The organism is Blastomonas fulva, from assembly GCF_003431825.1.
Lineage (GTDB): Bacteria > Pseudomonadota > Alphaproteobacteria > Sphingomonadales > Sphingomonadaceae > Blastomonas > Blastomonas fulva.
Genome location: NZ_CP020083.1, coordinates 534886 through 558555, shown reverse-complemented (window position 1 = coordinate 558555; position 23670 = coordinate 534886). Strand labels below are relative to the sequence as shown.

The window sequence follows — 23670 nt, the reverse complement described above, 5'->3', positions numbered from 1 at the left end:
AGGTTCAAGCCTTCAGCGGGCGATACTCCCGGCGGAAGATGCCTGCGCGGATGCGGGTGTATTCATTGCCGACGAAATCATAGACGACGCAGCTGTTGATGTAATAGCGGTCGCCTTTCATCATCGGGCGCACCGCGAAGTCCGGCGCATCGCGCAGCGCGACGAATTCGGATTCAAGCTCGGCGGCCAGCACATTGCCATCGGCAAAACAGTTGCGGATCTCGATGGTGCGCTGCGCCGTCGCCTTGACCGTGGTGTAGAATTTGACGATGGCATCGCGTCCGATCAGCTCACGCCCGCTGCCGATCACCAGCCGTATATCGGGCGAATAATGCGGCACCAGATTGGCCCAGTCGCTGGCATTGAACGCTGCCATATACGCGCGAAAGCGGTCTTCCTGTGTCATGTCGGCTGACCCGGCTGCGAGCTGAACCGGGCCGAGCGCACCCGTGTGAAGCGCTCGCCCGCAATGTCGTACATCACGAAATTGATGCTCTGGCGGCGGTCGCCCGCCTTCATCGCCCCCGTCGGCATGTCGGGCCAGTCGCGACGTGCGACCAAGGTGGTTTGCAGCTCGGCAAGGCAGTTGTTGCCCGATGCTGCCCCTACGAAGGTGAGCAATTCCAGCTCCTCGTGCAGATAGCCATGGGCGTTGCGGTAGAAATCGATCACCGCCTGACGCCCGGTCAAGGTCGCGGCTTGCCCGGCAAACTGCACGTCATCGGCATAGTAGCGCCCGAAAGCGTCAAAATCGGAACGGTTGAAGGCTGCAAGATAGGCTTCGAACCATTGGCGCATCTGAGCTTGAGCGGGCGTCCTGACGCCGGTTCCCGCCAGCGGTGTGGCCTTTGCAACGCTCGCGCCTGCTGGCAAGGCCATCGACCCGGCCAACCCGGTGAGAACCGCACCCGCGACGAAAGCACGGCGTGAGCCGTCTGTGCTCAACTTCTTATCGTTGCAATCTTCCATGTTCACGTCCGCACCACGGTCATCAGATAGTTCAACGCCACATTATCGCTCAGGTGCAGGCCCTTGATCGGGTCCCAGGCGATGCCGCGTGTATCGATCACGCTCAGCCCGGCGGCGCTCAGCAGGTCGCTCAGCTCCTCCGGCGTCAGGAACTTGTGCCAGTCGTGCGTGCCGCGGGGCACCTGGCCGATGCGTTCGGCAGCCTCGACCAGCATGATCCGCGACATCGTGGTGCGGTTGGGGGTGGACAGCAGCATCAGCCCGCCGGGGGCCAGCACGCGGCCCAAGGCGGCGACGAACGCGGCCGGATCGGTGACATGCTCGATGACCTCCATCGAGGTAACGAGATCGAACTGTTCGCCCTCCAGCGTCTCGATATCGGCGCAGCGGTAATCGACCGTCAGGCCGACGGCAGATGCATGCGCAACTGCTGCCGCGACATTCTCCGCCGCCGCGTCCAGCCCGGTGACCTTGGCCCCCAACCTGGCCAGTGGCTCTGTCAGCAGTCCCGCGCCGCAGCCCACATCGATCGCGCTTCTGCCCGCCAGCGGCTTGCGTGCAGCGCCGGCCTCGGGCCAGTGATGATCGATCGCATTGCGGATATAGGCCAGCCGCACGGGGTTGAGCCGATGCAGCATCGCCGATTCGCCCCTCGGGTCCCACCATTCCGCTGCCAGCCGACCGAAATGCGCGGCCTCTTCGGGGTCGATCGTTCCGTTACGGGCTTCTGCGGTTGCGGTGCTTGCGTTCATCATGGGGCCTCTCTATGGCAGCGCCCGACTATAGGGGCGAACTTCGCATAAGGGAAAGTACGAACGGGCAATGGCACGGATCGTCATGAAATTCGGCGGCACTTCGATGGCCGGGACAGAGCGCATCCGCAGGGTTGCGCGCATCGTCAAGCGTCAGCAGGACGCCGGGCACGAGGTTGCGGTGGTCGTCTCGGCGATGGCGGGCGAAACAGACCGTCTGGTCAATTTCTGCCGCGAGGCCAACCCATTGTATGACCCTGCCGAATACGACGTGGTTGTCGCCAGCGGCGAGCAGGTGACCAGCGGACTGCTGGCCATCGCGCTGCAGGCGCTTGGAGCCGAAGCGCGCAGCTGGCTGGGGTGGCAACTGCCGATCCGCACGGTCGAGGCGCACGCCAAGGCGCGGGTCGAGACGATCGATGCCGATGCGCTGATCGCCGAGATGCAGAAGGGCGTGATCGCGGTCATCCCGGGCTTTCAGGGCGTCAGCCATGACGGGCGGATCACCACCCTTGGGCGCGGCGGATCGGATACCTCGGCGGTCGCGGTGGCAGCGGCGGTCAAGGCCGACCGGTGCGACATCTACACCGATGTCGACGGGGTCTACACCACCGATCCGCGCATCGTCGCCAAGGCGCGCAAGCTGCGCCATGTGACCTATGAAGAAATGCTCGAACTGGCGAGCGTCGGCGCCAAGGTGCTGCAGACGCGCTCTGTCGGCCTGGCGATGAAGGAAGGGGTGCGCGTTCAGGTGCTCTCCTCGTTCATCGAAGACGATGCCCCTGCGGCTGACACGATCCCCGGCACGATGATCGTCAGCGATGAAGAACTGGAAGGAATGGACATGGAACGCCAGCTGATCACCGGCATTGCGCACGACAAGAACGAAGCCAAGATCACGCTGACCCGCGTGCCCGACAAGCCCGGCGCAGTGGCGAACATCTTCGGCCCGCTCGCGGAAGCTGCGATCAACGTCGACATGATCATCCAGAATGTCGGCCGCGACAAGGGCGAGACCGACGTGACCTTCACCGTGCCTGCCGCCGATCTGGCGCGCTCGATGGACCTGCTCGAGGCCGCAAAGGACCAGATCGGTTTCAACCGCATCATCCCCGATACCAATGTCGCCAAGATCTCGGTGGTCGGCGTCGGCATGAAGAGCCATGCCGGTGTCGCCGCGACGATGTTCAAGGCGCTCGCCGACCGCGGCGTCAACATCGTCGCGATCTCGACCAGCGAGATCAAGGTCAGCGTGCTGATCGAAGAGGATTATACCGAGCTTGCCGTGCGCGTGCTGCACACGGCCTATGGGCTGGATGCGGTAGAGGCTTGAAGGCTTCGGTCTCCTGCGCAGGCAGGAGCCCATCTCCTGCGTTTGCCTCGTATCGATAGCTCTGGAGATGGCCCCCTGCCTTCGCAAGGGAACCGGAACAGGATAGAATTATGACCAACCACCCCCTGACCGACACCGCCATGGCGCGTGGCACCGCGTTTCTCGGCAGCGAGACCGCGATCATGTGCGGGGCGATGAGCTGGGTGTCGGAGCGCAACCTGGTTTCGGCAATCTCCAACGCGGGCGGCTTTGGCGTGATCGCGTGCGGGGCGATGACCCCTGCGCTGCTAGATGCCGAGATCGCCGCGACCAAGGCGCTTGCCACCAAGCCGTTCGGCGTCAACCTGATCACCATGCACCCGCAGCTGATGGAGCTGATTGCGGTGTGTGCCTCGCACCAGGTCAGCCACATCGTGCTGGCAGGCGGGCTGCCGCCCAAGGGCAGCATCGAGGCGATCAAGGCCGCAGGCGCCAAGGTGGTGTGCTTCGCTCCGGCGTTGGCGCTGGCCAAGAAGTTCATCCGATCGGGCGTCGATGCGCTGGTGATCGAAGGCATGGAGGCGGGTGGCCATATCGGCCCGGTATCGACCAGCGTGCTGGCGCAGGAAATCCTGCCAGAGGTCGCCCGTGAAGTGCCGGTGTTCGTTGCCGGCGGCATCGGCCGGGGCAGCGCGATCGCCGCCTATCTGGAAATGGGCGCGTCTGGGGTGCAGCTCGGCACGCGCTTTGTCTGCGCGCATGAATCGATCGCGCATCCGGCGTTCAAGAAGGCGTTTCTGCGCGGCAATGCGCGCGATGCCATCGCCAGCGTGCAGGTCGATCCGCGCCTGCCGGTGATCCCGGTGCGCGCGCTCAAGAACAAGGGCACCGAGGAATTCACCGCCAAGCAGCGCGAAGTCGCGGCGCTGCTCGATTCCGGCGGCATCGACATGAACGAGGCGCAGCTTCAGATCGAGCATTTCTGGGCAGGCGCGCTGCGCCGTGCTGTGATCGATGGCGATGTCGAGAACGGATCGGTGATGGCGGGCCAGTCGGTGGGCATGGTCAACGCCGAGGAAAGCGTCGCCGATATCATCGCCACGCTGATGCAGGAAACCGAAACGGCGCTCGCCCGCTGATACGGGGAGCGCCGCTTGTTGGGTAGGCCTTGGCTCAGACCGGCAGCGTCTTCAGACGGTTCAGTCGCCCTCGGGCTCTGCTGCCGGGTTTGCGGTGGCCTCTGCGGGGTTGGGCGTGGAGCCTTCGGGCGAGGTGGCCGCACCCGTAATCCAGATGATGCTGAGCGCCAGGATGGCAAGCGCGGTCGAGATCAGCAGCACATAGCGCACGATTCCCCGCTTCTGCCCGCCGCTGGCTTCTTCGGTGTTCATTTCAACTTCTTCGCCGTGTCTGATCATTGCCGACCTCCTCTTGGTAACAGACCATGACTACGCAAAATCCGCCGAAATGGTTCCCCTCGGCGCTATGCCGAAGGGCCGGTGGTGGTCAGCAGAAACCAGGCCGCGATTCCCGCCAGACCGATCGCCAACGTGTGCCTGGTGCGCTCCATGCGTCCCGGCTGGCTGAGCAGCGGATGCATCCTGGCCGCCAGCAAGACGATCGCCAGATGCACACTGGTCGCAACCGCCACGCTGATCGCGGTCAACCCCAGACCGGTCGCCAAAGTGGGTCCGGTTTCGGGAAGAAAGCGCGGCACGATCGCGACATAGAACAGGGCCGCCTTGGGATTGAGGACGTTGGTGATCACCCCGCGGCTGAAATAGCGCGCCCCGGTGCGGCTGATAGATGCGGTGCCGGCGGGCGAGGTTTCGGTCTCTCCGCGCCAGGTCTCCCAAGCGAGATAAAGCAGATACAGCCCGCCCGCCCAGCGCAGCGCGCCCCAGATCATCGGGCTCGCGGCAATCAGCGTGGCAAGCCCGGCGGCTGCGGCGATCCCGATCAGCGAAAGCCCGAGCGCGACACCTGCCACCGCCGCCAGCCCGGCCTTGCGCCCGGCCGCTAGCGTCAGCGCCGCCAGATAGGCCATGTTCGGCCCCGGCGTCAGTTCGATCACGAGAACAGTCATGACATAGCTTGCTAACATTGCGGCATAGCCTAGGCTGCTTACAGCCAAGCGCAATGCATCAGGATGCGGGCGCTGGATCAGGGAATGACAGGCGCGATGTTGAAGCGGCAGGAACGGCACGAATTTTCAAAACCGGTGGGGCTGGTGGTGGCCTGCTGGACCGACGAGGCGTTCCTGGCCGGCATGATGGAGGCGCAGGGCTCGCGCGATGTCACCGTGGCCGTCGAACGTCCCGAGCCCGGGCAGATCCATGTCGCGATCACGCGCCAGGTGCCGGTCAAGGCGCCCGCGCTGATTCGCTCGGTGATCGGGTCGTGGCTCAACCTGACCCAGAACGATATCTGGCAGCAGCACGCCGATGGCAGCTGGACCGCGGTGCGCAACGCCAAGCCCAAGGGGCTTGCGGCAGAGGGCGCCGCGCAGATCACGCTTGCGCCCAGCTCGGACGATGCCACGCAGTGCGAGGCGCAGATCAGCGTCTCCAGCCGCGCGCCAATGGTCGCCGACATGGTCGAGAAACTGATGCTCGAGGACAGCACCAAGCTGTTGCTGGAAGAATTTGCCTGGATCGACACGCATGGCTGAGGCGGGCGGACAGGCGCTTGCGAGGGGAGAAACCTATATGACGATGACCGGAGGGTGCCTGTGCGGCGCCGTGCGCTACACCATCGAAGGCGACCCGCTGCTGAGCGCGGTGTGCCATTGCCGCAACTGCCAGAAGCAGGCGGGCAGCGCGATGTCGGTGCTGATCGGGGTGCGCGACACGCAGATGGAGATCACCGGCACGCTGACTACCTATCAGGACACCGGCGAGAGCGGTGACCCGGTCTATCGGCGTTTCTGCGGGATCTGCGGATCGCCGATCCTGTCCGACCTTCCCAGCCAGCAGGGGATGCACTTCGTCAAGGCGGGCACGCTCGACGATGTCAGCGGGCTCGACCCGAAGATGCACTTCTGGACCGCCAGCGCGCAGCCCTGGGTGCGGTATACCGAGGACGCGGTGAAGTTCGACAAGACGCCGGGCTAGGGAGCAACGGACATTGCTCCCCTCCCGCAGGCGGGCGGGGAGAGGGTCGTCAGGCTCACCCCGGCTCCCAGCCTGGCTCGGCCATCACGAAGCCGCTGAATTCGAACCCTGGCGATACCATGCAGCTGACCAGCGCCCAGCCATGGCGCGCGCGTGCGGCCTGCCAGTGGTGCGGGGGGATGACCAGTTGCGGTGATTGGCCTGCCGCAAAATCGTTGCCCAGCGCGTGCCACGCCACGGGCCCGTCGTCACCCGGAGCGGTGCCGACTTCGAGCGGGGACCCGGCATGCCAGCACCAGATTTCGGTCGCATCGACGGTGTGCCAGTGCGATTGCTGGCCCGCTTCGAGCAGGAAGTAGATCAGCGTTTCGCTGGCCCGGCCATGGGCGTCGGGTGCGCCGCGCCAAGTCTCGCGGTACCAGCCGCCTTCCGGGTGCGGGGAAAGGGCGAGCCGGTCGATCAGCTCCCGAGGCGTTTCGCTCATTGCGCCGACGCTGCGTCGCGCTGCGCGGCGAGCTGGCCGCCAATCGCCGCAGCCGTAACGAACAGCTTATCAGGATCGCTGAACCGCAATTTGGCGAGCATGTCCTCCAGACCTTCCGCCACCACGATCTCCGGGTGGCCGGCAGCAATATCGGCAAGGATGCGCTGGGCGCAAACGGCGGGATCCATGCCATTGGCAATGGTACTGTCGGTCTTGCCGTGCAGGCTGCCATCGGCTGCGAGCGCATTGGCGGACACCTGCGTCCGGACCGATCCGGGCAGCACCGTATGCACCTTCAGCCCGTAATGCAGTTCGGTTTCCGCGCGCAGCGCATCGAGATAGCCGATCAGCCCGTGCTTGGCGGCGCAATAGGCTGTGCGCAGCGGCACGCCGGCGCGGCCCGCGACCGAGGATATGCCCACGATCATCCCCGATTTTCGGCCTATCATGTGCGGCAGCAGCAGCTGGGTCAACCAGATCGGGGCGAGCAGATCGACCGCAATGATCCGGTCGTAGACCTCAAGCGCGGTGTCCACCGCAAGGGATCGCTGGCTGATCCCGGCATTGTTGACCATGCCGTCGACATGGCCCTGCCAGGCAATCGCCTCCTCGACGATGCCGGGCAGCGCCTGCTTGTCGGTGGTCTCGAACGGGAGGACGAGGCTGGCCGTCGGCAGCCGGTCGGCAACCGCCTGTAACGCATCGCTGCGGCGGCCCGAAAGGATCAGCGATGCGCCCTGCGCGGCAAAAGCCTCGGCCAGGGCCTCGCCAATTCCCGATGATGCCCCGGTGATCCAGATGACCTTGCCCGAATATTCCATTTGCCTGTCTCTCCCGTTCTGGTTGGCGGCCATCAAAGAGCGCAGGCGCCCGCACGGCAAGCAAAAATGCGCGATCCGCGACGGCCCTTGCCATTGGCGTATTGCGGCAGTAAGACGCCCACCCGCTCCAGCTATAGTGCAGGACCCTACGGTTTCATGACTTCCGCCTATCCCACCGCCCGCCCGGTCATCTCCGCGACCGGCCTTTTTACCCCCGCCGACAGCATCAGCAACGATGAGCTGGTTGAGAGCTTCAACGCCTATGTTGCGCAGCATAATGCGCAGCATGCCGCCGCGATCGAGGCCGGGGAGATGACTGCGCTGCAGCCGTCGTCGGTCGAGTTCATCGAAAAGGCGAGCGGGATCAAGGCGCGCAAGGTTCTGTCCAAGGCGTCGATCCTCGACACCAACGTGATGTGCCCGCGCTTCGACGAGCGCCCGAACGAAGAGATTTCGGTGCTCGCCGAGATCGGTGTTGCCGCCGCGCGCGATGCGCTGGCGCGCGCCGGGCGCGATGCCAAGGACGTGGATGCGGTGCTGGTCGCCTGCTCCAATCTGCAGCGCGCGTACCCGGCCATCGCGATCGAGGTGCAGGACGCGCTCGGGATCGAGGGCTTCGGCTTCGACATGAACGTCGCCTGCTCGTCGGCGACCTTCGGCATCCAGACCGCTGCCGATTTCATCCGTGCAGGCAATGCCCGGTCGGTGCTGGTGGTCAGCCCGGAAATCTGTTCGGGCCACCTCAACTGGCGCGATCGCGACAGCCATTTCATCTTCGGCGATGTCGCCACAGCTGTACTGGTCGAAGATGCCGACTTTGCCCCCGCATGCCATTGGGACATCCTGGGCACCCAGCTCAAGACTCGGTTCTCGAACAACATCCGCAACAATTTCGGTTTCCTCAACCGCACCGCGCCCGAAAGCCGCGACGATGCCGACAAGCTGTTCGTCCAGGAGGGCCGCAAGGTGTTCAAGGAAGTGGTGCCGATGGTCGGCGAGCTGATCACCGATCACATCGCCCGGCTGGGGATCGCGCCCGAGCAGTTGCGCCGGCTGTGGCTGCATCAGGCCAATGCGGGGATGAACCGGCTGATCGCGCAGCGCGTGCTGGGGCATGAGGCGAGCGAGGACGAGAGCCCGACGGTGCTCGACACTTATGCCAACACCTCTTCTGCCGGGTCGATCATCGCCTTCCACCTGCACCATGACGACCTGAAGCCGGGCGACACCGGGCTGATCTGCTCGTTTGGCGCGGGCTATTCGGCAGGATCGGTGGTCATCCGCAAGGCGGGCTGAGCCGATGGCGGTGACGGTCGAGACGCTGCCCACCGCCCGCATCCATGCGGCGATCGACACGCTTGCCGCCTTGCGCATCGCGGTGTTCCGCGAATGGCCGTATCTCTATGACGGCAATCTCGATTATGAGCGCGGCTATCTTGCCGAATTCGCTGCTGCGCCCGATGCGGTGTTGGTGATTGCGCGCGAGGGCGATACCATTGTCGGCGCGGCCACCGCATCGCCGCTGGCGGCGCAGAAGGAAGAGTTCCTGTCTCCCTTCATGGCGCATGGCTGGGATGTCGGCCGCACGTTCTATTTCGGGGAGTCGGTGCTGCTGCCGGGCTATCGCGGGCAGGGCATCGGCCATGCGTTCTTCGACCAGCGCGAGGCGGGGGCCAGGGCGGCAGGCGCGGACATCTCCACTTTCTGCGCGGTGCAGCGCCCCGCCGACCACCCGCTACGCCCGGCGGACTACCGCGCGCTCGACGCATTCTGGATCAGCCGTGGCTATGGCAGGGTCCAGGGGCTGACCACCAGCTTCGACTGGCTCGACATCGGTGATGCGCAGGAGACGCCGCACCCGATGCAGTTCTGGGCGCGGGACCTGTAGCATTCCCCACCGTCATTCCCGCGAACGCGGGAATCCCGCTATTGTCGAAACGTCAGCGCAAAAGCGTCACCCCCGCGTTCGCGGGGGTGACGATGCGCGCGGGAGTCCTCAACCCTCCTTGGGCATCTTCACCTTGGGCTTGGTCGCGAACGGCTTGATGCCGAACTCGGGATAGACGTCGCTGGGGTAATAGAACACGCCATCCTTGGCGACCATGCGGATCGCCTTGATCGCCTTGAGGTCCTTGGTGGGATCGCCCTGGATCAGGAAGAAGTCGGCGTATTTACCCTTCTCGATGCTGCCCAGCGACTGTTCCTGGTCGAGATACTCGGCCATGTCATAGGTCGCGCGGCGCAAAATCTGCGCGGGGGTCAGGCCGGCCTTCTGGTAGAGTTCGAGCTCGCGGTGATAGGTGAAGCTGCCGCCCATGTCGGTGCCGGGAATCAGGAAGATGCCCGCATCGTGCATCTTCTTGATCGTGGCAGTGATCTTGTCGAATGCGCCGCGATACGCCTTGTCGTCGGCGGGGCTTTCGATGTTCGACCATGCCTGCTTGGCGCTGCGTTGGACGCCTACCGGCATGTTGGCGACATAATCGACCATGCCCGGATTGATCGTGCCGTTGCGCGCCAGCAGCAGCGATTCATGGATCGCGAAGGTCGGGTCGATGGTGACCTTCTTTTCGACCATCGCGCCTATCGTCCTGTTCACCTTCTCGCTTTCGAGATCGAGGCTGGGCAGGCGCTTCAGGGCTGTCAGGCGCAACAGGGTGCGGGTATCCTCCTTGGGCTCGAGCACCCAGCCCAGCATCACCTGGTTGATATGGGTCATCTCGTCATAGCCTGCGGCGATCATCGCATCGGCGTTGGTGAAGGCGGGGACATGGCCCATGACGTGGAGGCCCAGCGTCTTGGCCTCTTTCACCAGCGCGGGGATCCACTCGGGGTTCATGCTGTTGTAGATCTTGATCGCCTGGAAATCGCGCGCGGCATAGAAGCGCGCGGCGTCGATCGCCTCCTGCTGGCTGTTGACGAGCTTGCCGTTGTTCGAGCTGAAGGGGCTCTTGCCCTCGATGAAGCCCGATTTGGTGATCCGCGGCCCGGCCAGCACGCCGCTGTCGATCCGTTCGATCAGGCCGTCGAGCACATCGATCTCGTTGCCCATGTCGCGCACCGAGGTGATCCCCGCGAGGATGTTGAGCATTGCGTCTTCCTGGCCGATATGCCCGTGCATCTCGTAAAGGCCGGGGACCAGTGTACCGCCATTGCCGTCGATGGTAACCTCGCCCTCGCTGGCGGGGCTGTTGACGGGGAGCACGGCGGAGATGTGCCGTCCGCTGACCACCACGCTCTTGGGCTCGGTGAGCTTCATGGTCACCGGATCGAACAGCCGAACGTTGGTGATGCGCACCGGCGCCTTGTAGCTGTTGGCCGCCTTGGCCTGCATCTTGACGAAGCGTTCGGTCGAATATTTGACCGCAAGGTCACGCAGCTTAAGGTCCTCGCCCTCGAAGCCCTTGCGCACGAACACTGCGCGCGGGGAAATCGCCGCAAACAGCGCGCCGGTGTCGTCGAGCAGGAAATAGCCGGGGTCGAGATCGTTGCCCGAAAGCGCATAGGAGGTGACGGTCATCGCACCGCCGGTGCCGGAGACCTGCACCTTTTCGAGCTCGGCAAGGCTGAGCGCGCCGCCGGGAAGCGCAGGCAGCGAACGGTCGTCATCGGCAAGCAACGCGCGGGCATACATCCCAGCGGCCCAGGGGCTGCCTTCCTGCGCGACATAGATCGCCGGACCCTTGGGCTTGGCGGTGCCGCTGCCGGTCGAATCGGTCCAGCGCGCAGTGCCACGCTGCACCGCGAAGCTCTCGTTGATCGCGTTGCCGAAGGTCGAGTTGCCGGTGATCTTCCAGGATGTCGGCATGCCCTTGGCATCAAGCCGCAGCTCTTCCTTCATCGTGGGCCCGCGGCCGTTGTTCTTGTAATCGTAATCGATCTTCACCGTGTCGCCGCTGCGCACAACATCGAGATGGCCGACGCGGGTGCCGCCGATGATGACGGTGAAATTCTCGCTGGTGGCAGTGCCTTGCGCGTGCGCAACGAACAGCGGCGCGATGGCGAGCGCCAGCGCGACGGAACCGAATTTGCTGAATTTGCCGAATTTTTGCGTGCGAGCCGCCATGGCCTGTCCTTCCCTGAGAATTTTTTGTTGGGAAGACAGTGGGCTAGGCAGGCGGAGATGGCAAGCGGGAGGAGGGTCAAAACGCCTCCCCCAGACGCGCTGGGGGAGGGTTTGTCAAAGTGGCATCAGCCCGCAGGATTGCCCTGGGCGATGCTCAGTTCGGCCATAAGTGCGTTGCGGTCTTCAGCCGCCACCGCGAGAACATGGCTGCGCACCTCGTCGGTGCGGCGGGCCAGCGCGGAGCTGACCTGTTCCTTGCCCTGCGCGCAGCGGCCATTGGTCGAGCCCTCGATCAGCTTGGTGGGCACGAGGGTGCGCACCACATGGCTGCCCTGGCCGGCAGGTGCCTGGAGGTGCCGTTCGACCGAGATTTCCGCTTTCCACATGCACCGCGCCGTGCTCGGGCGGTTGGGGGTCATGTTGCCCACCTGGCGATAGCTCACCATGGTCTTGGGCTGGTAGACGGCCGTCACCTGGCGTTCGCCATGGGGGACCTCCACCTGATGGCGGATGTCCTGATAATCGGCGGCGACGGTGGGAGTAGCAAGTCCTGCAACTGACAATGCCGCTATGATTGCGGTCGTTGTGATTTTCATTTTTCTGTCCTTTCCAATGGATGATGCATTGGTCGGGATACGCAGGGTTAAAACGATCGAAAGACCGGGCCTGAAGCCCGGGATGGTTGCGCATCCCGTAGCGGTCCGACATCACGCCGAATGTGCAAGGCATCATTCGTCGCCAGAGGGGCCCGGCCCGCTACGTCCTACATATGGGGGATCGGGGCGATGTCAACCATACGCGCGCGCAAATGCCGCAATATGCTGCGCAGCATAATGCGGTCCGGCGACCAGCTGCCGGTGTCAGATCTGGCGAGCGAAAGCGGTCAGTTCGGCCCTCAGGTTGGGGTTGGCATCGGCGACCTTGGCACAGATCGTTTCGTAAACCGCACCGCCGTCCTCGTGTGCGCCATCCCTGAAACCCATCGACCAGTCGCCGAACTCGCGTTGCGGGATCGTCTTGCGAGCCAGCAGAACCTGGCCTCGATGACGCGGATCGCGGCGGATGCGCTCGAAGGTAGCATCGATGGCCTCGCTCGGCCCTTCCAGCACCTGGAGAAACCTCTTGCCGTTGAACATCAGCAGTCCGGTAATGTCGTTCGCACTGTTGTTCCGCCGCGCAACTGCAAGAATTGCGTTGAGGTTCACCATTTCACTTGGCGACACCGTACTGATGTACAGGATCTGTTCGATGGGAGCCGCGCCGGTCATGAGCCGACATTGCCGCAGGCCGGTTAAGGGACCGTGAACGCGAGTTTGTACTTGCGACCAACCGATATCAGGTGAATTTCGTCAGAATATCGGGTCGTTTGCACCGTTGTCTTGACCGGTGCCAGGCAGTGGCGTGACATCGCTGTGGATGCCGCATTCGGTCTTGTCCCAGCCCTTCCAGCGGCCCGAGCGCGGGTCTTCGCCCGGCGCGACCTTGCTGGTGCACGGCGCACAGCCGATCGAGGGATAGCCCTGCGATTCCAGCGGATGGCGCGGCAGGTCATGCTCGGCGAAATACGCATCGAGCATGTCCTTGCCCCAGCTGGCGAGAGGGTTCAGCTTGAACCGGCCCTGCGCATCGCTGGTGTCGATCTCGAAGCGCGGCAGTCCCTGGCGGGTGGCGGACTGGAAGCCCTTGCGGCCGGTGATCGAGCCGTCAAAGCGCAGCAGCGCCTTGGCGAGCGGCCGCACCTTGCGGATTTCGCAGCAGCCATCGGGGTCGTACGACCAGCGCAGGCCATTGGCATCCTGACCCGCGACCTCGTCAGCCTCGGGCGCGAGCAGGACGAGGTTGGTCAGCCCCAGCCGCTCGACCAGCGTATCGCGATAGGCCAGCGTCTCGGCGAAATGCTTCTGCGTGTCGAGGAACAGCACCGGAAGAGTCGGATCGACGCTCGCCACCATGTGCAGCAGCACCGCGCTCTCCGCGCCGAAGGAGGAGACCACTGCCAGATCGCCGACCAACCCGTCGCGGATGACGACGCGCATCATCTCGGCGGTGTCGGTGCCGCGGAACATGTTGTTGAGCCGGATCGCGTCGCTTTCGGTGAAGCGCGGCTTGAGATCGATCTGGTCGCGCACGCGCTGGCCTGCCGAGGCCCGGGTGTCCGATGCCTGGGTTTGGGTCTGCTTCATGATGTCACCTGATGGCGCTTGGCCCAGATCGCGGCGACACCGTCGCTGGTCTTCTGGTAGAATTCGGGGAAGAAGCCCTCCGCCGCCTTCACATCGTCGGGGTTGAGCGGCTTGTTGGGCGCGAAGCTGTCGAACCCGCAGCGGCGCAGAAAGACGAACTGGTCGACCAGCACATCGCCGGTGGCCCGCAGCTCGCCCGCATAGCCCGCCTCGCGCAGGATCTGCGCCGAGGAGAAGCCGCGGCCATCGCCGAACGCTGGGAAGTTGACCTCCACCAGCTTGATCTGGCCCAGATGCGGCAACAGCGCGCGCGCATCGTCGCCCGGCTCGATCCGCACAGCGGCGCCGTTCGATCCGGCAGTGAAGTCGGCGAGCGATACTGCCAGTTCGGTAACGGCGGGCGCATCGCGGTAGATGATCTGCGGCTCAGCCATAAAGCGCCTCCTTGAACGGTTCCATGCCGATGCGGCGATAGGTATCGACGAAACGCTCGCCAGCCTGACGCGCGCCCAGATAGACGTTGGTCACGGTTTCGACTGCGTCGACCACACCGTCCTCGTCGAAGCCGGGGCCGACGATCTTTGCGATCGAAACGTCTTCTGCCGCCGATCCGCCGAGCAGCAACTGGTAGTTCTCGACGCCCTTCTTATCGACCCCCAGGATGCCGATATGGCCGGCATGGTGGTGGCCGCAGGCGTTGATGCAGCCCGAGATCTTGAGCTTGAGTTCGCCGAGCTCGCGCTGCCTGCCGGTGTCGGCGAAGCGTTCGGAAATCTTCTGTGCCACCGGGATCGAGCGCGCATTGGCCAGGCTGCAATAGTCGAGACCAGGGCAGGCGATCATGTCGCCGATCAGGTCGAGATTTGCCGATGCGAGCCCCGCGGCATCGAGCGCCTGCCAGATCGCATGCAGATCGGCCTTGCGGACATGCGCGAGCACGATGTTCTGCGTGTGGGTGACGCGCAGTTCATCGAACGCATAGCGCTCTGCGAGGTCGGCCATCAGGTCGATCTGCTCGGCGGTGGCATCGCCGGGGATGCCGCCTGCGGGCTTCAGGCTGATGGTCACCGAGGCATAGCCCGGTGTCTTGTGCGCATGCGTGTTCTGGTCGACCCAGACCGCAAAGTCGGGGTCGGAGCGGTCGATGTCATCGCTCAGGCCCTGCTCGAAGGCGGGGTCGGTGAAATAAGCGCTGATCCGCTCGAGCTCGGCCACCGGGGGATTGAGCCCCAGCGTCTTCATGTGCGCGAACTCTTCCTCGACCTGGCGGCGGTATTCGTCCGCACCGATTTCGTGGACGAGGATCTTGATCCGCGCCTTGTACTTGTTGTCGCGGCGGCCATAGCGGTTGTAGACGCGAAGGCACGCTTCGGAATAGCTGATCAGCTCTTCAGCCGGAACGAACTCGCGGATGCACGGCGCGATCATCGGGGTGCGGCCCATGCCGCCGCCCACGAAGAACTTCGCGCCCAGCACGCCGTCTGCGCTCTTCACCAGCTCGATGCCGATATCGTGCAGCCGCATCGCGGCGCGATCGGTGGCCGACGCGATCACCGCGATCTTGAACTTGCGCGGCAGCAGCTGGAATTCGGGATGGAAGGTCGACCACTGGCGCAGCAGCTCGGCCCAGGGGCGCGGATCGGCGATCTCGTCGGCGGCGGCGCCCGCGAAATGGTCAGAGCTGATGTTGCGGATGCAGTTGCCGCTTGTCTGGATGGCGTGCATCTCGACTGTCGCCAGATCGGCGAGGATGTCGGGGGTCTCGTCCAGCTTGATCCAGTTGTACTGGATGTTCTGCCGGGTCGTGAAATGGCCATAGCCCTTGTCGTACTTGCGCGCGATGTGCGCCATCATGTGCATCTGCTTCGATGACAGCGTGCCGTAGGGGATCGCGACGCGCAGCATGTACGCGTGCAGCTGCAGGTACAGCCCGTTCTTCAGGCGCAGATGACGGAACTCGTCCTCGGGCAGGCTGCCATCGAGACGGCGGCGCACCTGATCGCGAAATTCCGCGACGCGCGCATCGACCATCGCCTGGTCATATTTGTCGTATTGATACATGGCCTATCCTCAATAAACTTCAAACAGCGGCGGCAAAGCCGCGCACCGCGACCACATCGAGCCGCTGGCTGGAAACAATGCGGCCCAGTTGCGAGAGGCCTTCCCCGTCGATCGGCGTCACGACATGCGCCGCGCGGATCGCCTCGAAACCGGCGGATGTCGCCGGGTCGTCGTAACCAAGCGCGGTCGGATAGCCGACCGACATGGCGTAATCCCATTCTTCGAACCCTGACGCCGACCGGGCCAGCCAGAAGCCGGTGAACAACCCCTGATCGAGCGCCTGCTGGTCCATCACCAGCCAGTTCGCTGCCAGATACTGCCCCAACGCATCGGCCTTGCCCGGCAGCGCCTTGAGCAGCGTCTGCTCAACCACCACCGTGGGGCGCGCGGCGGCTGCAAAAGCAGGCGCGGCCAGCACTCCGCCGCCGAGCATGGCAAGGCTGGCAAGTCCTGCGGTCATGGTCTGGCGACGCGACGGCATGATTCAGGCCTTCAGGATCGGGATGCTGGTGTTGATGGCAAGATCGGGGCGCACCGTGGGGCCGAATGCGCGGACGCGTTCCTTGATGTGCAGCGGCATGGGGCCCTGATCGGTCTGCCGGCCATCGACGATATAGGGTACGTTGACCCTCAATGCGGCTTCCTCGCGCGCCAGGATCGCGTCGGCCTCTGCGCCTGCATCGGCGCTGTCGGCCAGATGGCGCGACCAGCGGGTGTCGCCCGCCCACCAGATGACATCTCCGGTCTTCAGATCGTTGCCGGTGAGGATTTTCATGCCAAGGACTCCGAAAAAGGTGTCGGCTCCAGATGCTGGGCGAACAGAGTGGGCAGGCAATCGGTGGCGCGCGCGCGGGTCACCACGTCGCCGATCACGATCAGTGCCGGGCTGATAACGCTTTCGCGCGCGATCATCGGGCCGAGATCGGTGAGCAGCGTGCGCAAGGTGCGCATGTCGGCCCGCGTTCCCTTTTCGAGCACGGCAACCGGAGTATCGGGCGACAGGCCGTCGGCGATCAGCTTTTCGGCGATCGCATCGCCGGTGGCGACGCCCATATAGATCACGAGCGTGCGGCCCTTGCCCGCAAGGCCCGACCAGTCCTGCTCGGTCAGGCCCTTGCACTGGCCCGCGACGAAGGTGACCGCGCTCGAAAGATCACGATGGGTGAGGGGCAACTGCGCGGCGGCAGCGCTGCCATTGGCGGCGCTGATCCCGGGGATGACCTCGACCGCGACACCTGCTGCGCGGCAGTCATCGACCTCTTCGCCGCCACGACCGAAGATGAAGGGATCGCCGCCCTTCAGCCTGACGACATCATGGCCCTTGCGAGCTTCTGCGATCAGCATTGCGTTGATGTCGTCCTGCGGCAGCGTGTGACGCGCGCGCTTCTTGGCGACCGAAATCAGCCGGGCATCGGGGCGGGCGAGCGCCAGGATGGCATCGTCGACCAGCCCGTCGTGCACGATCAGCGACGCTTGCGCGATGATCCGCGCGGCCTTCACCGTCAGCAGGTCGGGGTCACCCGGACCTGCGCCGACAAGCCAGACAGTGCCGGTAGCACCAGGGGATTGCAGATGGGTCATGCCGTTGGTCCTTTCCAACGGTGGATCTGGTCGGTGCGCCCTGAAGTTGCAAAGCAGAACCCCTTTGGGCTCGCCTAGTTTTGCTTTTGCTGGGCGCAAAAGCTCAGGAAACTCAGTCCTGCTTGAGCCCGATGCCGATGGTGGCGCGCGGCTGCTCCATCTCGTTGGAGACCACCGGATAGGCGCAATAGTCCGCGGCATAATAGGCACTGGCGCGGTGGTTGCCCGACAGGCCGACGCCGCCGAACGGGGCCTTGGACGAAGCGCCGTTGGTCGGGCGGTTCCAGTTGACGATGCCTGCCTTGATGTTGGCCCAGAACTGCTTGTAGTGCTGCGGACTGCCCCCCACCAGAGCGGCAGACAGGCCGAAGCGGGTGTTGTTCGCCTCGTTGATCGCCTCTTCGAACGAGCTGACCTTGATTACCTGCAGCAGCGGGCCGAACAGCTCGATATCGGGGCGGTCCTTGATGTTGGTCACATCGATGATCGCGGGCGAAAGCAACGGCACCTTGTCGTCCAGCCGCACAAGATGCTTGATAACCCGGCCGCCATTGCTGAGGAAATACAGGAAGCTCTCTGTCAGGCCGTCGGCGGCCTGGTTGTCGATCACCGGGCCCATGAACGGCTGCGGGTCGTCGAACGGCTTGCCGACGATGATCCGGTCGGCCAGCTTCTTGGTCTCGGCGATCACCGCGTCATAGATGGTGTCGCGCACGATCAGGCGGCTGGCGGCGGAGCAGCGTTGGCCTGCGGAGGTGAACGCGGACTGGATGATCAGCGTCGCGGCATCGGCGATGCACGGCGTGTCCCAGATCACCATCGGATTGTTGCCGCCCATTTCCAGCGCGACGATCTTGTCCGGGCGGCTGGCGAGCGTGCGGTTGATCGCGATGCCGGTGGTGGCAGATCCGGTGAACAGGATGCCGTCGACATCCTCATGCGCCACCAGCGCCTTGCCTTCGTCCGCAGCGCCGATCAGCAGCCGCACCACGCCTTCGGGAATGCCCGCCTGATGCAGGCACTCGACCAGCATCGCGCCGACTGCCGGTGTCTTTTCGGACGGCTTGAACACCACCGCGTTGCCCGCGATCAGCGCGGGGATGATGTGGCCGTTGGGCAGGTGCGCGGGGAAGTTGTAGGGGCCCAGCACCGCCATCACGCCGTGCGGCTTGTGACGCAGCGCCATGGTGCCGCCCAGCGCGCTGTCCAGCTTGCGCTGCGCGGTGCGCTCGGCATAGGCGGATACCGAGATATCGACCTTGGCGATCACCGATTCCACTTCGGTGCGCGATTCCCACATGGGCTTGCCGGTTTCACGCGCGATCAGGCTGGCGAACTCTTCCTGGCGCGCACGGACCTGATTGGCAAAGCGGCGGCACAGCTCGATTCGCTTGGTAACCGCCATGGCAACCCATTCGGGAAAGGCGGCGCGTGCCTTGGCCACTTCGGTATCGACATCGCCATGCGCCCCAGCCCACAGTCGGGCGCCGGTCGCGGGTTCAAAGGAGACAAGTTCAGGCAAAAGTCACGCTTTCTGGCGGTCGTGAAGCGACGGGTATGGCCATCCGGCATCCGGATAGCAAGCTTTGGTCGAGACTGAAACTATTGAACATGCCTGTGACAAAATAACGGCCATTTCTGGGGCTTGCACATCGAGTAACCTATGTTAACGTCCGCCCCGGCTGGTTAACACCACTCGGCGAACAGGGTCGCATGAGTAAGTTTAAAGCCGGGGGCAACACCCGCCTTGTCAGTGAGCAAGGAGCGGACCCATGAAAACTTTCCCCAACAACGCAAAAGCGTTGCGAGCTACGCTTTTCCTGGCGTCCAGCGCCGCAGCCATCGCTATCGCAACCCCGGCCCATGCCGATGCAACCGCCCCGTGCAATGTGAACGCCGGGCCCGACGGCATTGCGGGTAATGCGGACGATGTGGCCGAGTCGACTGAATGCGGCGTGTCTTCGGTTGCCAGTGGCCCCGGTTCGACCGCAGTCGGCAACCAGACGACAGCCTCGGGAAGCTTCAGCACCGCTCTTGGTGCGCGGTCGGTTTCGTCTGGCTTGCAGGCGACCGCGGTGGGAGCAGCAGCAACGGCATCGGGCGGTTTTTCCACCGCCGTGGGCAATTTTGCAGTCGCATCGGGCCAGCAGGCACACGCATTCGGCGATTCTGCAAACGCGTCGGCCAATCTGGCTATTGCGATCGGAACGACCGCTGTCTCTTCATCCACGGGCAGCGTCGCCATAGGCTCAGGATCTACGACCGCAACGCTGGGCAGCACGCCCTCGGGCGCGGCGTCGCTGGGCACCGCTGTTGCCATCGGGAACCAAGCCAGGGCAACGCAGGAAGATGCGGTCGCGCTGGGCGATCTTGCCAACGCCTCGGGCTTCCATGCAACCGCGATCGGCGGCCAGTCGGTTGCCTCGGGGGTCGGCAGCCAGGCGTTTGGCTGGGAGGCCAATGCTGCGGGGCGCACAGCAGTGGCGGTCGGTCATCAGGCCAATGCCGCAGGATTTGAAGCCACCTCGGTGGGCAAGAGCGCACAGGCAGCGGGCGCCAACGCCACCTCGCTGGGCAGCCGGGCCAATGCTTCGGGCATCAACTCCACCGCAATGGGCAATCTGGCGTCTTCGGCCGGCACCCAGTCGATCGCGGCAGGCTTCACCGCAACGGCTTCCGGGCTCAGTTCGGCAGCGTTCGGCTCGTTCGCCCGTGCCTCCGGGCTGCAGGGGGTTGCCGTGGGTGATGCGTCAATCGCGAGTGCCAGCTTCACTGTCGCCATCGGTGCCAATTCCAACGCGGCAACCTCGGGCAGCGTCGCCATCGGCCAGAACTCCACCACGGTGACCACCGGTTCGACGCCTTCGGGGGCGGCCTCGCTGGGCACCGCCGTTGCTATCGGCAACGGCGCGCGCGCGACGCAGGAAGATGCGGTCGCGCTGGGCGATCTCGCCAACGCCTCGGGTTTCCATGCGACGGCCATCGGCGGCGAATCGATCGCCTCGGGGGTCGGCAGCCAGGCCTTTGGCTGGCAGGCCAACGCTTCGGGACGTACGGCGGTCGCCGTCGGACATCAGGTGACCGCAGCAGGCTTTGAGGCGACCTCGGTCGGCAAGAGCACCAACGCAGGCGGCGCCAACGCCACTGCGGTGGGAAGCCGCGCGAGTGCGGCGGGCACCAGTTCGGTCGCGATCGGCAACAACGCGGTGACAGCCGACGGCACAACGCCCTCGGGCGCACCCTCCACCGGCACCGCGGTCGCGATCGGCAACGGCGCGCGCGCGACGGCGGAAGACGCGGTGGCGCTGGGAGACCTCGCCAACGCCTCAGGCTTCCACGCGACCGCGATCGGCGGCGAATCGGTGGCCTCGGGCGTGGGCAGCCAGGCCTTTGGCTGGCAGGCCAACGCTTCGGGCCGCACCGCGGTGGCCGTGGGCCACCAGGCCAATGCCTCGGGGCTTGAAGCCACATCGATCGGAAAGAGCGCGCTGGCGGGCGGGGCCAACTCTGCATCGCTGGGCAGCCGTGCCAACGCCTCGGCGGATTTCAGTGTGGCCATCGGCAACGCCGCGCAGGCGACCGCGCTCAATTCGGTCGCCCTGGGCTCGGGATCGGTCGCCAACCGCGCCGGAACGGTGTCGGTCGGCACCGTCGGTGGGGAGCGCCAGATCGTCAACGTAGCGGCGGGCACTTCGCTCACCGATGCGGTGAACCTGGCGCAGCTCAACGCGGTGGCATCGACCACCACGGCCAATGCCTCGCGGCTCAATTATCTTGCGGTCAACAGCACCCAGGCAGGCGCCACCGCCACCGGTGCTTCGGCGATTTCGCTGGGGGATAACGCCACCGCAGATGGTGTCGATGCGCTCGCCATCGGTGGCGACGACGCCGGAACCGGTGCGCGCGCGATCGGCAACTCGACCGTCGCCATCGGCGGAGAGGCTGATGCCATCGGGCTGGCAGCAACCGCCTTTGGCTGGCGTTCCAACGCCAGTGCCGAACGCGCGCACGCTCTGGGCCATCTGGCCAACGCCACCGGCGTGCGTTCGCTTGCCGTGGGCGAGGCCGCCAATGCCACCGCGCTGACCACAGTTGCGGTCGGCAACCTCGCCAGCGCAACCGATGAAGATGCGGTTGCCGTGGGCGATCTCGCGCTGGCCTCGGGCTTCCACGCCACTGCCGTGGGCGGCGAATCGGTCGCATCGGGCCGCGGCGCGCAAAGCTTCGGCTGGCAGGCGGTCGCCTCGGGCGAGCTGTCGCTGGCATCTGGCCATCAGGCGCAGGCCACCGGCGTGCGGTCGACTGCGGTCGGCAAGAGCGCGGTCGCATCGGCCATCAACTCGGTCGCCATCGGCAACCAGGCCACCACCAACAGCACCAATGCGGCGTCGCTGGGCACCTCGGTCGCGATCGGCAACCTTGCGAGCGCGGGCGACGAGGATTCGGTGGCGATCGGTGATCTCGCCAATGCCTCGGGCTTCCATGCCACCGCGGTCGGCGGTGAATCGGTCGCCTCGGGCCGGGGATCGCAGACCTTCGGCTGGCAGGCGCGCGCCACGGGCGAGCTTTCGCTCGCGGTCGGGCACCAGGCGGTGGCAGGCGGTGTGCGCTCGCTCGCTTTGGGCAAGAGTGCCTCGGCCAGCGGCGATTTCGGCATCGCCATCGGCAACACCGCATCGGCCGGGTTCATGAACTCGATCGCGATCGGCAATGGCGCGGCAACGACCGTCGCCAACCAGATCGTGCTGGGCAGTGCCAACCACAGCTATCGCTTTGCAGGGCTGGGCGGCAACGTTCCGGCAGGCGCGCAGTTCTTCCTCACGGTGGATTCGGCGGGCAACATCATGGCGGTGGCGGTTGCCCCGGCAACGGCCTTTGCCGGGACCGGAACCAACAGCACGCAAGTCGGCAATGGCGCTGCGGCGTCGGCTCCTGACACCACCGCGGTCGGCAGCGGCGCGGTGGCGAGCGCCACCGATGCAACCGCGGTCGGCGAAGGCGCACGTGCGACGAGTGCAGGCGCAACCGCGGTTGGCGCGGGCGCGATCGCCTCGGGCTCGACCGCAGTGGGGGCAGGCGCGCAGGCGACCGGCCCGGGCTCGGCGGCTTATGGCTCCAACTCCCGGGCGACCGGCGCGCAGTCGATCGCGATCGGCGAAGATGGCGGCGATGCCGATGGGCTGGGCGCTGTGGCATCGGGGGTCGGCTCGATTGCCATCGGCAACGATGCGCTGTCTACCGGGGTCGAAGCGGTTGCAATGGGCCTCAGCGCTGTCGCCACGGCGCAGTCCACCACCGCAGTGGGCGGCCGCGCGCTGGCGACGGCGACGGCGGCAACCGCGTTTGGCTGGCGCGCGGAAGCGGTGGCGGAACGCGCCACGGCGCTGGGCCACCTTGCCAATGCATCGGGCGTGCGCTCGACCGCAGTGGGTGAGGCGGCCAACTCGTCGGGCGCGCTGAGCGTCGCGGTCGGCAATCTCTCGGTGGCCAGCGGCACCAATGCGATCGCCATCGGCAACACCGCGGTGGCAAGCGGCGGCGATGCGATCGCCATCGGCGGCAACCGCGACGGCACATCGGGTCGCGCGACCCAGGCCACCGGCGCTTCGACCACCGCGGTGGGCGGACAGGCGCTGGCTACGGCCACGGCGGCCACGGCCTATGGTTGGCGGGCAGAAGCCACCGGCGAGCGGGCGACCGCGCTGGGTCATCTTGCGGTGGCATCGGGCGTGCGTTCGGTCTCGGTGGGTGAGGCGGCCGTCGCATCGGGCGCAGGCGCGATCGCGATCGGCAACCAGACCTCGGCGGCGTTCACCAATTCGGTGGCGATCGGCAACGGGGCGACCGCAAACCGCGCCGGGCAGATCAAGCTGGGTGGCACGGGAAGCTCGGTGACCATCGGCGATCTTGCCGCCAGCACAGCGGCGCAGAGCGGCACCACCTCGATCGTCACCACCGATGCCAGCGGCACGCTGGGTGCGGGCCCGGCGGTCAACACCTTCGCCACCAACGGCCAGGTCAATGCGCTGACCGGCCAGGTCAACACGCTGTTCGACCTGACCGAAGTCAACCGGCGCGCTATCAACCGGGCAAACGAGGGCGTGGCGATGGCGCTCGCGATGGAATCGCCCGCGCTTCCGCCGGGGACCACCTTTGCACTGTCGGGCGGCGTGGGCTATTATGAGGACCAGGCATCCCTGACCACGGCGATCACCGCCCGCGTCGCCGAAAACGCTTCCGTGTCGGCCGGTATCGGTGTCGGCTTCAACAGCGGTTCGGTGGGCGCGCGCGGCGGTTTCCAGATCGCCTGGTAAGGCCAGCCCGCTTG

Annotated in this window: 24 protein-coding genes; 7 read left to right on the top strand and 17 right to left on the bottom strand. The window is 65.4% G+C overall.

Features of this window, described 5'->3' with window-relative positions; translation table 11 throughout:
- Nucleotides 1-4: 4 nt before the first annotated feature.
- From B5J99_RS02690 to ubiG, 3 genes are read right to left on the bottom strand one after another with little or no spacing between them, the layout of a single operon-like run.
- Nucleotides 5-406, bottom strand: a complete 402-nt coding sequence (locus B5J99_RS02690) for a nuclear transport factor 2 family protein (protein WP_069050742.1) — start codon at nt 404-406, stop codon at nt 5-7.
- Entirely contained in the window at nt 403-945 is a 543-nt protein-coding gene (locus B5J99_RS02685) for a nuclear transport factor 2 family protein (protein ID WP_162892423.1), read from the bottom strand. Before B5J99_RS02685 ends, B5J99_RS02690 begins: the two co-directional genes overlap by 4 nt.
- A 26-nt stretch (nt 946-971) precedes the next feature.
- On the bottom strand, nt 972-1724 hold the full coding sequence (gene ubiG / locus B5J99_RS02680; RefSeq protein WP_117351391.1) for a bifunctional 2-polyprenyl-6-hydroxyphenol methylase/3-demethylubiquinol 3-O-methyltransferase UbiG: 753 nt from the start codon (nt 1722-1724) through the stop codon (nt 972-974).
- 67 nt (nt 1725-1791) lie between these two features.
- On the opposite strand from ubiG, the gene B5J99_RS02675 reads away from it, so the two are divergent.
- Nucleotides 1792-3054 carry an aspartate kinase gene (locus tag B5J99_RS02675; RefSeq protein WP_054133987.1) on the top strand — a complete coding sequence of 421 codons (1263 nt, stop codon included), beginning with the start codon at nt 1792-1794 and terminating at the stop codon, nt 3052-3054.
- A 110-nt stretch (nt 3055-3164) separates the two neighbouring features.
- Entirely contained in the window at nt 3165-4172 is a 1008-nt protein-coding gene (locus tag B5J99_RS02670) for an NAD(P)H-dependent flavin oxidoreductase (RefSeq protein WP_117351390.1), read from the top strand.
- Nucleotides 4173-4232: 60 nt separating this feature from the next.
- On the opposite strand, the gene B5J99_RS02665 is transcribed toward B5J99_RS02670, so the two are convergent.
- Together B5J99_RS02665 and B5J99_RS02660 are read right to left on the bottom strand one after the other, a co-directional pair.
- Nucleotides 4233-4424 (bottom strand): hypothetical protein, encoded by a 192-nt coding sequence (locus tag B5J99_RS02665; protein WP_231683756.1) that lies wholly within the window; start codon nt 4422-4424, stop codon nt 4233-4235.
- Between the two features lie 92 nt (nt 4425-4516).
- Nucleotides 4517-5119 (bottom strand): LysE family translocator, encoded by a 603-nt coding sequence (locus B5J99_RS02660; RefSeq protein WP_245991721.1) that lies wholly within the window; start codon nt 5117-5119, stop codon nt 4517-4519.
- 96 nt (nt 5120-5215) lie between these two features.
- Here B5J99_RS02660 and B5J99_RS02655 point away from each other — a divergent pair, with 96 nt between their 5' ends.
- Both B5J99_RS02655 and B5J99_RS02650 read left to right on the top strand, forming a co-directional pair.
- Complete coding sequence (locus tag B5J99_RS02655) at nt 5216-5704, top strand: DUF2505 domain-containing protein (RefSeq protein WP_162892422.1); 489 nt, start codon at nt 5216-5218, stop codon at nt 5702-5704.
- Nucleotides 5697-6146 carry a GFA family protein gene (locus B5J99_RS02650; protein WP_245991720.1) on the top strand — a complete coding sequence of 150 codons (450 nt, stop codon included), beginning with the start codon at nt 5697-5699 and terminating at the stop codon, nt 6144-6146. Before B5J99_RS02655 ends, B5J99_RS02650 begins: the two co-directional genes overlap by 8 nt.
- Nucleotides 6147-6201: 55 nt before the next feature.
- Here the strand turns inward: B5J99_RS02650 and B5J99_RS02645 are convergent, their stop codons facing one another.
- Together B5J99_RS02645 and B5J99_RS02640 are read right to left on the bottom strand one after the other, a co-directional pair.
- Entirely contained in the window at nt 6202-6630 is a 429-nt protein-coding gene (locus B5J99_RS02645) for a cupin domain-containing protein (RefSeq protein WP_117351387.1), read from the bottom strand.
- Complete coding sequence (locus B5J99_RS02640) at nt 6627-7451, bottom strand: SDR family NAD(P)-dependent oxidoreductase (RefSeq protein WP_117351386.1); 825 nt, start codon at nt 7449-7451, stop codon at nt 6627-6629. Before B5J99_RS02640 ends, B5J99_RS02645 begins: the two co-directional genes overlap by 4 nt.
- Before the next feature lie 156 nt (nt 7452-7607).
- On the opposite strand from B5J99_RS02640, the gene B5J99_RS02635 reads away from it, so the two are divergent.
- Together B5J99_RS02635 and B5J99_RS02630 are read left to right on the top strand one after the other, a co-directional pair.
- Nucleotides 7608-8747, top strand: coding sequence for a beta-ketoacyl-ACP synthase III (locus tag B5J99_RS02635; protein ID WP_117351385.1), 1140 nt, complete (start codon nt 7608-7610; stop codon nt 8745-8747).
- Nucleotides 8748-8751: 4 nt separating this feature from the next.
- The gene (locus tag B5J99_RS02630) at nt 8752-9339 is read left to right on the top strand and encodes a GNAT family N-acetyltransferase (RefSeq protein ID WP_117351384.1); all 588 of its coding nucleotides are present in this window, start codon (nt 8752-8754) and stop codon (nt 9337-9339) included.
- 108 nt (nt 9340-9447) lie between these two features.
- Here the strand turns inward: B5J99_RS02630 and B5J99_RS02625 are convergent, their stop codons facing one another.
- From B5J99_RS02625 to astD, 10 genes are all read right to left on the bottom strand, one after another.
- Complete coding sequence (locus tag B5J99_RS02625; protein ID WP_117351383.1) at nt 9448-11517, bottom strand: amidohydrolase family protein; 2070 nt, start codon at nt 11515-11517, stop codon at nt 9448-9450.
- 125 nt (nt 11518-11642) lie between these two features.
- On the bottom strand, nt 11643-12113 hold the full coding sequence (locus B5J99_RS02620; protein WP_054133998.1) for a hypothetical protein: 471 nt from the start codon (nt 12111-12113) through the stop codon (nt 11643-11645).
- A 264-nt stretch (nt 12114-12377) separates the two neighbouring features.
- Nucleotides 12378-12785 carry a BLUF domain-containing protein gene (locus B5J99_RS02615; RefSeq protein WP_054133999.1) on the bottom strand — a complete coding sequence of 136 codons (408 nt, stop codon included), beginning with the start codon at nt 12783-12785 and terminating at the stop codon, nt 12378-12380.
- An 81-nt stretch (nt 12786-12866) separates the two neighbouring features.
- Nucleotides 12867-13700 carry a phosphoadenylyl-sulfate reductase gene (locus tag B5J99_RS02610; RefSeq protein WP_117351382.1) on the bottom strand — a complete coding sequence of 278 codons (834 nt, stop codon included), beginning with the start codon at nt 13698-13700 and terminating at the stop codon, nt 12867-12869.
- Nucleotides 13697-14134 carry a DUF934 domain-containing protein gene (locus tag B5J99_RS02605; RefSeq protein WP_117351381.1) on the bottom strand — a complete coding sequence of 146 codons (438 nt, stop codon included), beginning with the start codon at nt 14132-14134 and terminating at the stop codon, nt 13697-13699. The genes B5J99_RS02610 and B5J99_RS02605 overlap by 4 nt, the downstream gene beginning before the upstream one ends.
- Nucleotides 14127-15761, bottom strand: coding sequence for a nitrite/sulfite reductase (locus tag B5J99_RS02600; protein WP_117351380.1), 1635 nt, complete (start codon nt 15759-15761; stop codon nt 14127-14129). The genes B5J99_RS02605 and B5J99_RS02600 overlap by 8 nt, the downstream gene beginning before the upstream one ends.
- Before the next feature lie 19 nt (nt 15762-15780).
- Nucleotides 15781-16242 carry a hypothetical protein gene (locus tag B5J99_RS02595; RefSeq protein WP_117351379.1) on the bottom strand — a complete coding sequence of 154 codons (462 nt, stop codon included), beginning with the start codon at nt 16240-16242 and terminating at the stop codon, nt 15781-15783.
- 3 nt (nt 16243-16245) lie between these two features.
- Entirely contained in the window at nt 16246-16536 is a 291-nt protein-coding gene (locus tag B5J99_RS02590; RefSeq protein ID WP_117351378.1) for a DUF2849 domain-containing protein, read from the bottom strand.
- The gene (gene cobA, locus B5J99_RS02585; protein WP_117353326.1) at nt 16533-17342 is read right to left on the bottom strand and encodes a uroporphyrinogen-III C-methyltransferase; all 810 of its coding nucleotides are present in this window, start codon (nt 17340-17342) and stop codon (nt 16533-16535) included. Before cobA ends, B5J99_RS02590 begins: the two co-directional genes overlap by 4 nt.
- Nucleotides 17343-17454: 112 nt before the next feature.
- Nucleotides 17455-18864, bottom strand: a complete 1410-nt coding sequence (gene astD, locus B5J99_RS02580) for a succinylglutamate-semialdehyde dehydrogenase (protein ID WP_117351377.1) — start codon at nt 18862-18864, stop codon at nt 17455-17457.
- 250 nt (nt 18865-19114) lie between these two features.
- Here astD and B5J99_RS02575 point away from each other — a divergent pair, with 250 nt between their 5' ends.
- Nucleotides 19115-23656: a beta strand repeat-containing protein gene (locus tag B5J99_RS02575; protein ID WP_117351376.1), complete on the top strand. Its 4542-nt coding sequence runs from the start codon at nt 19115-19117 to the stop codon at nt 23654-23656.
- The last annotated feature ends 14 nt before the right edge of the window (nt 23657-23670 follow it).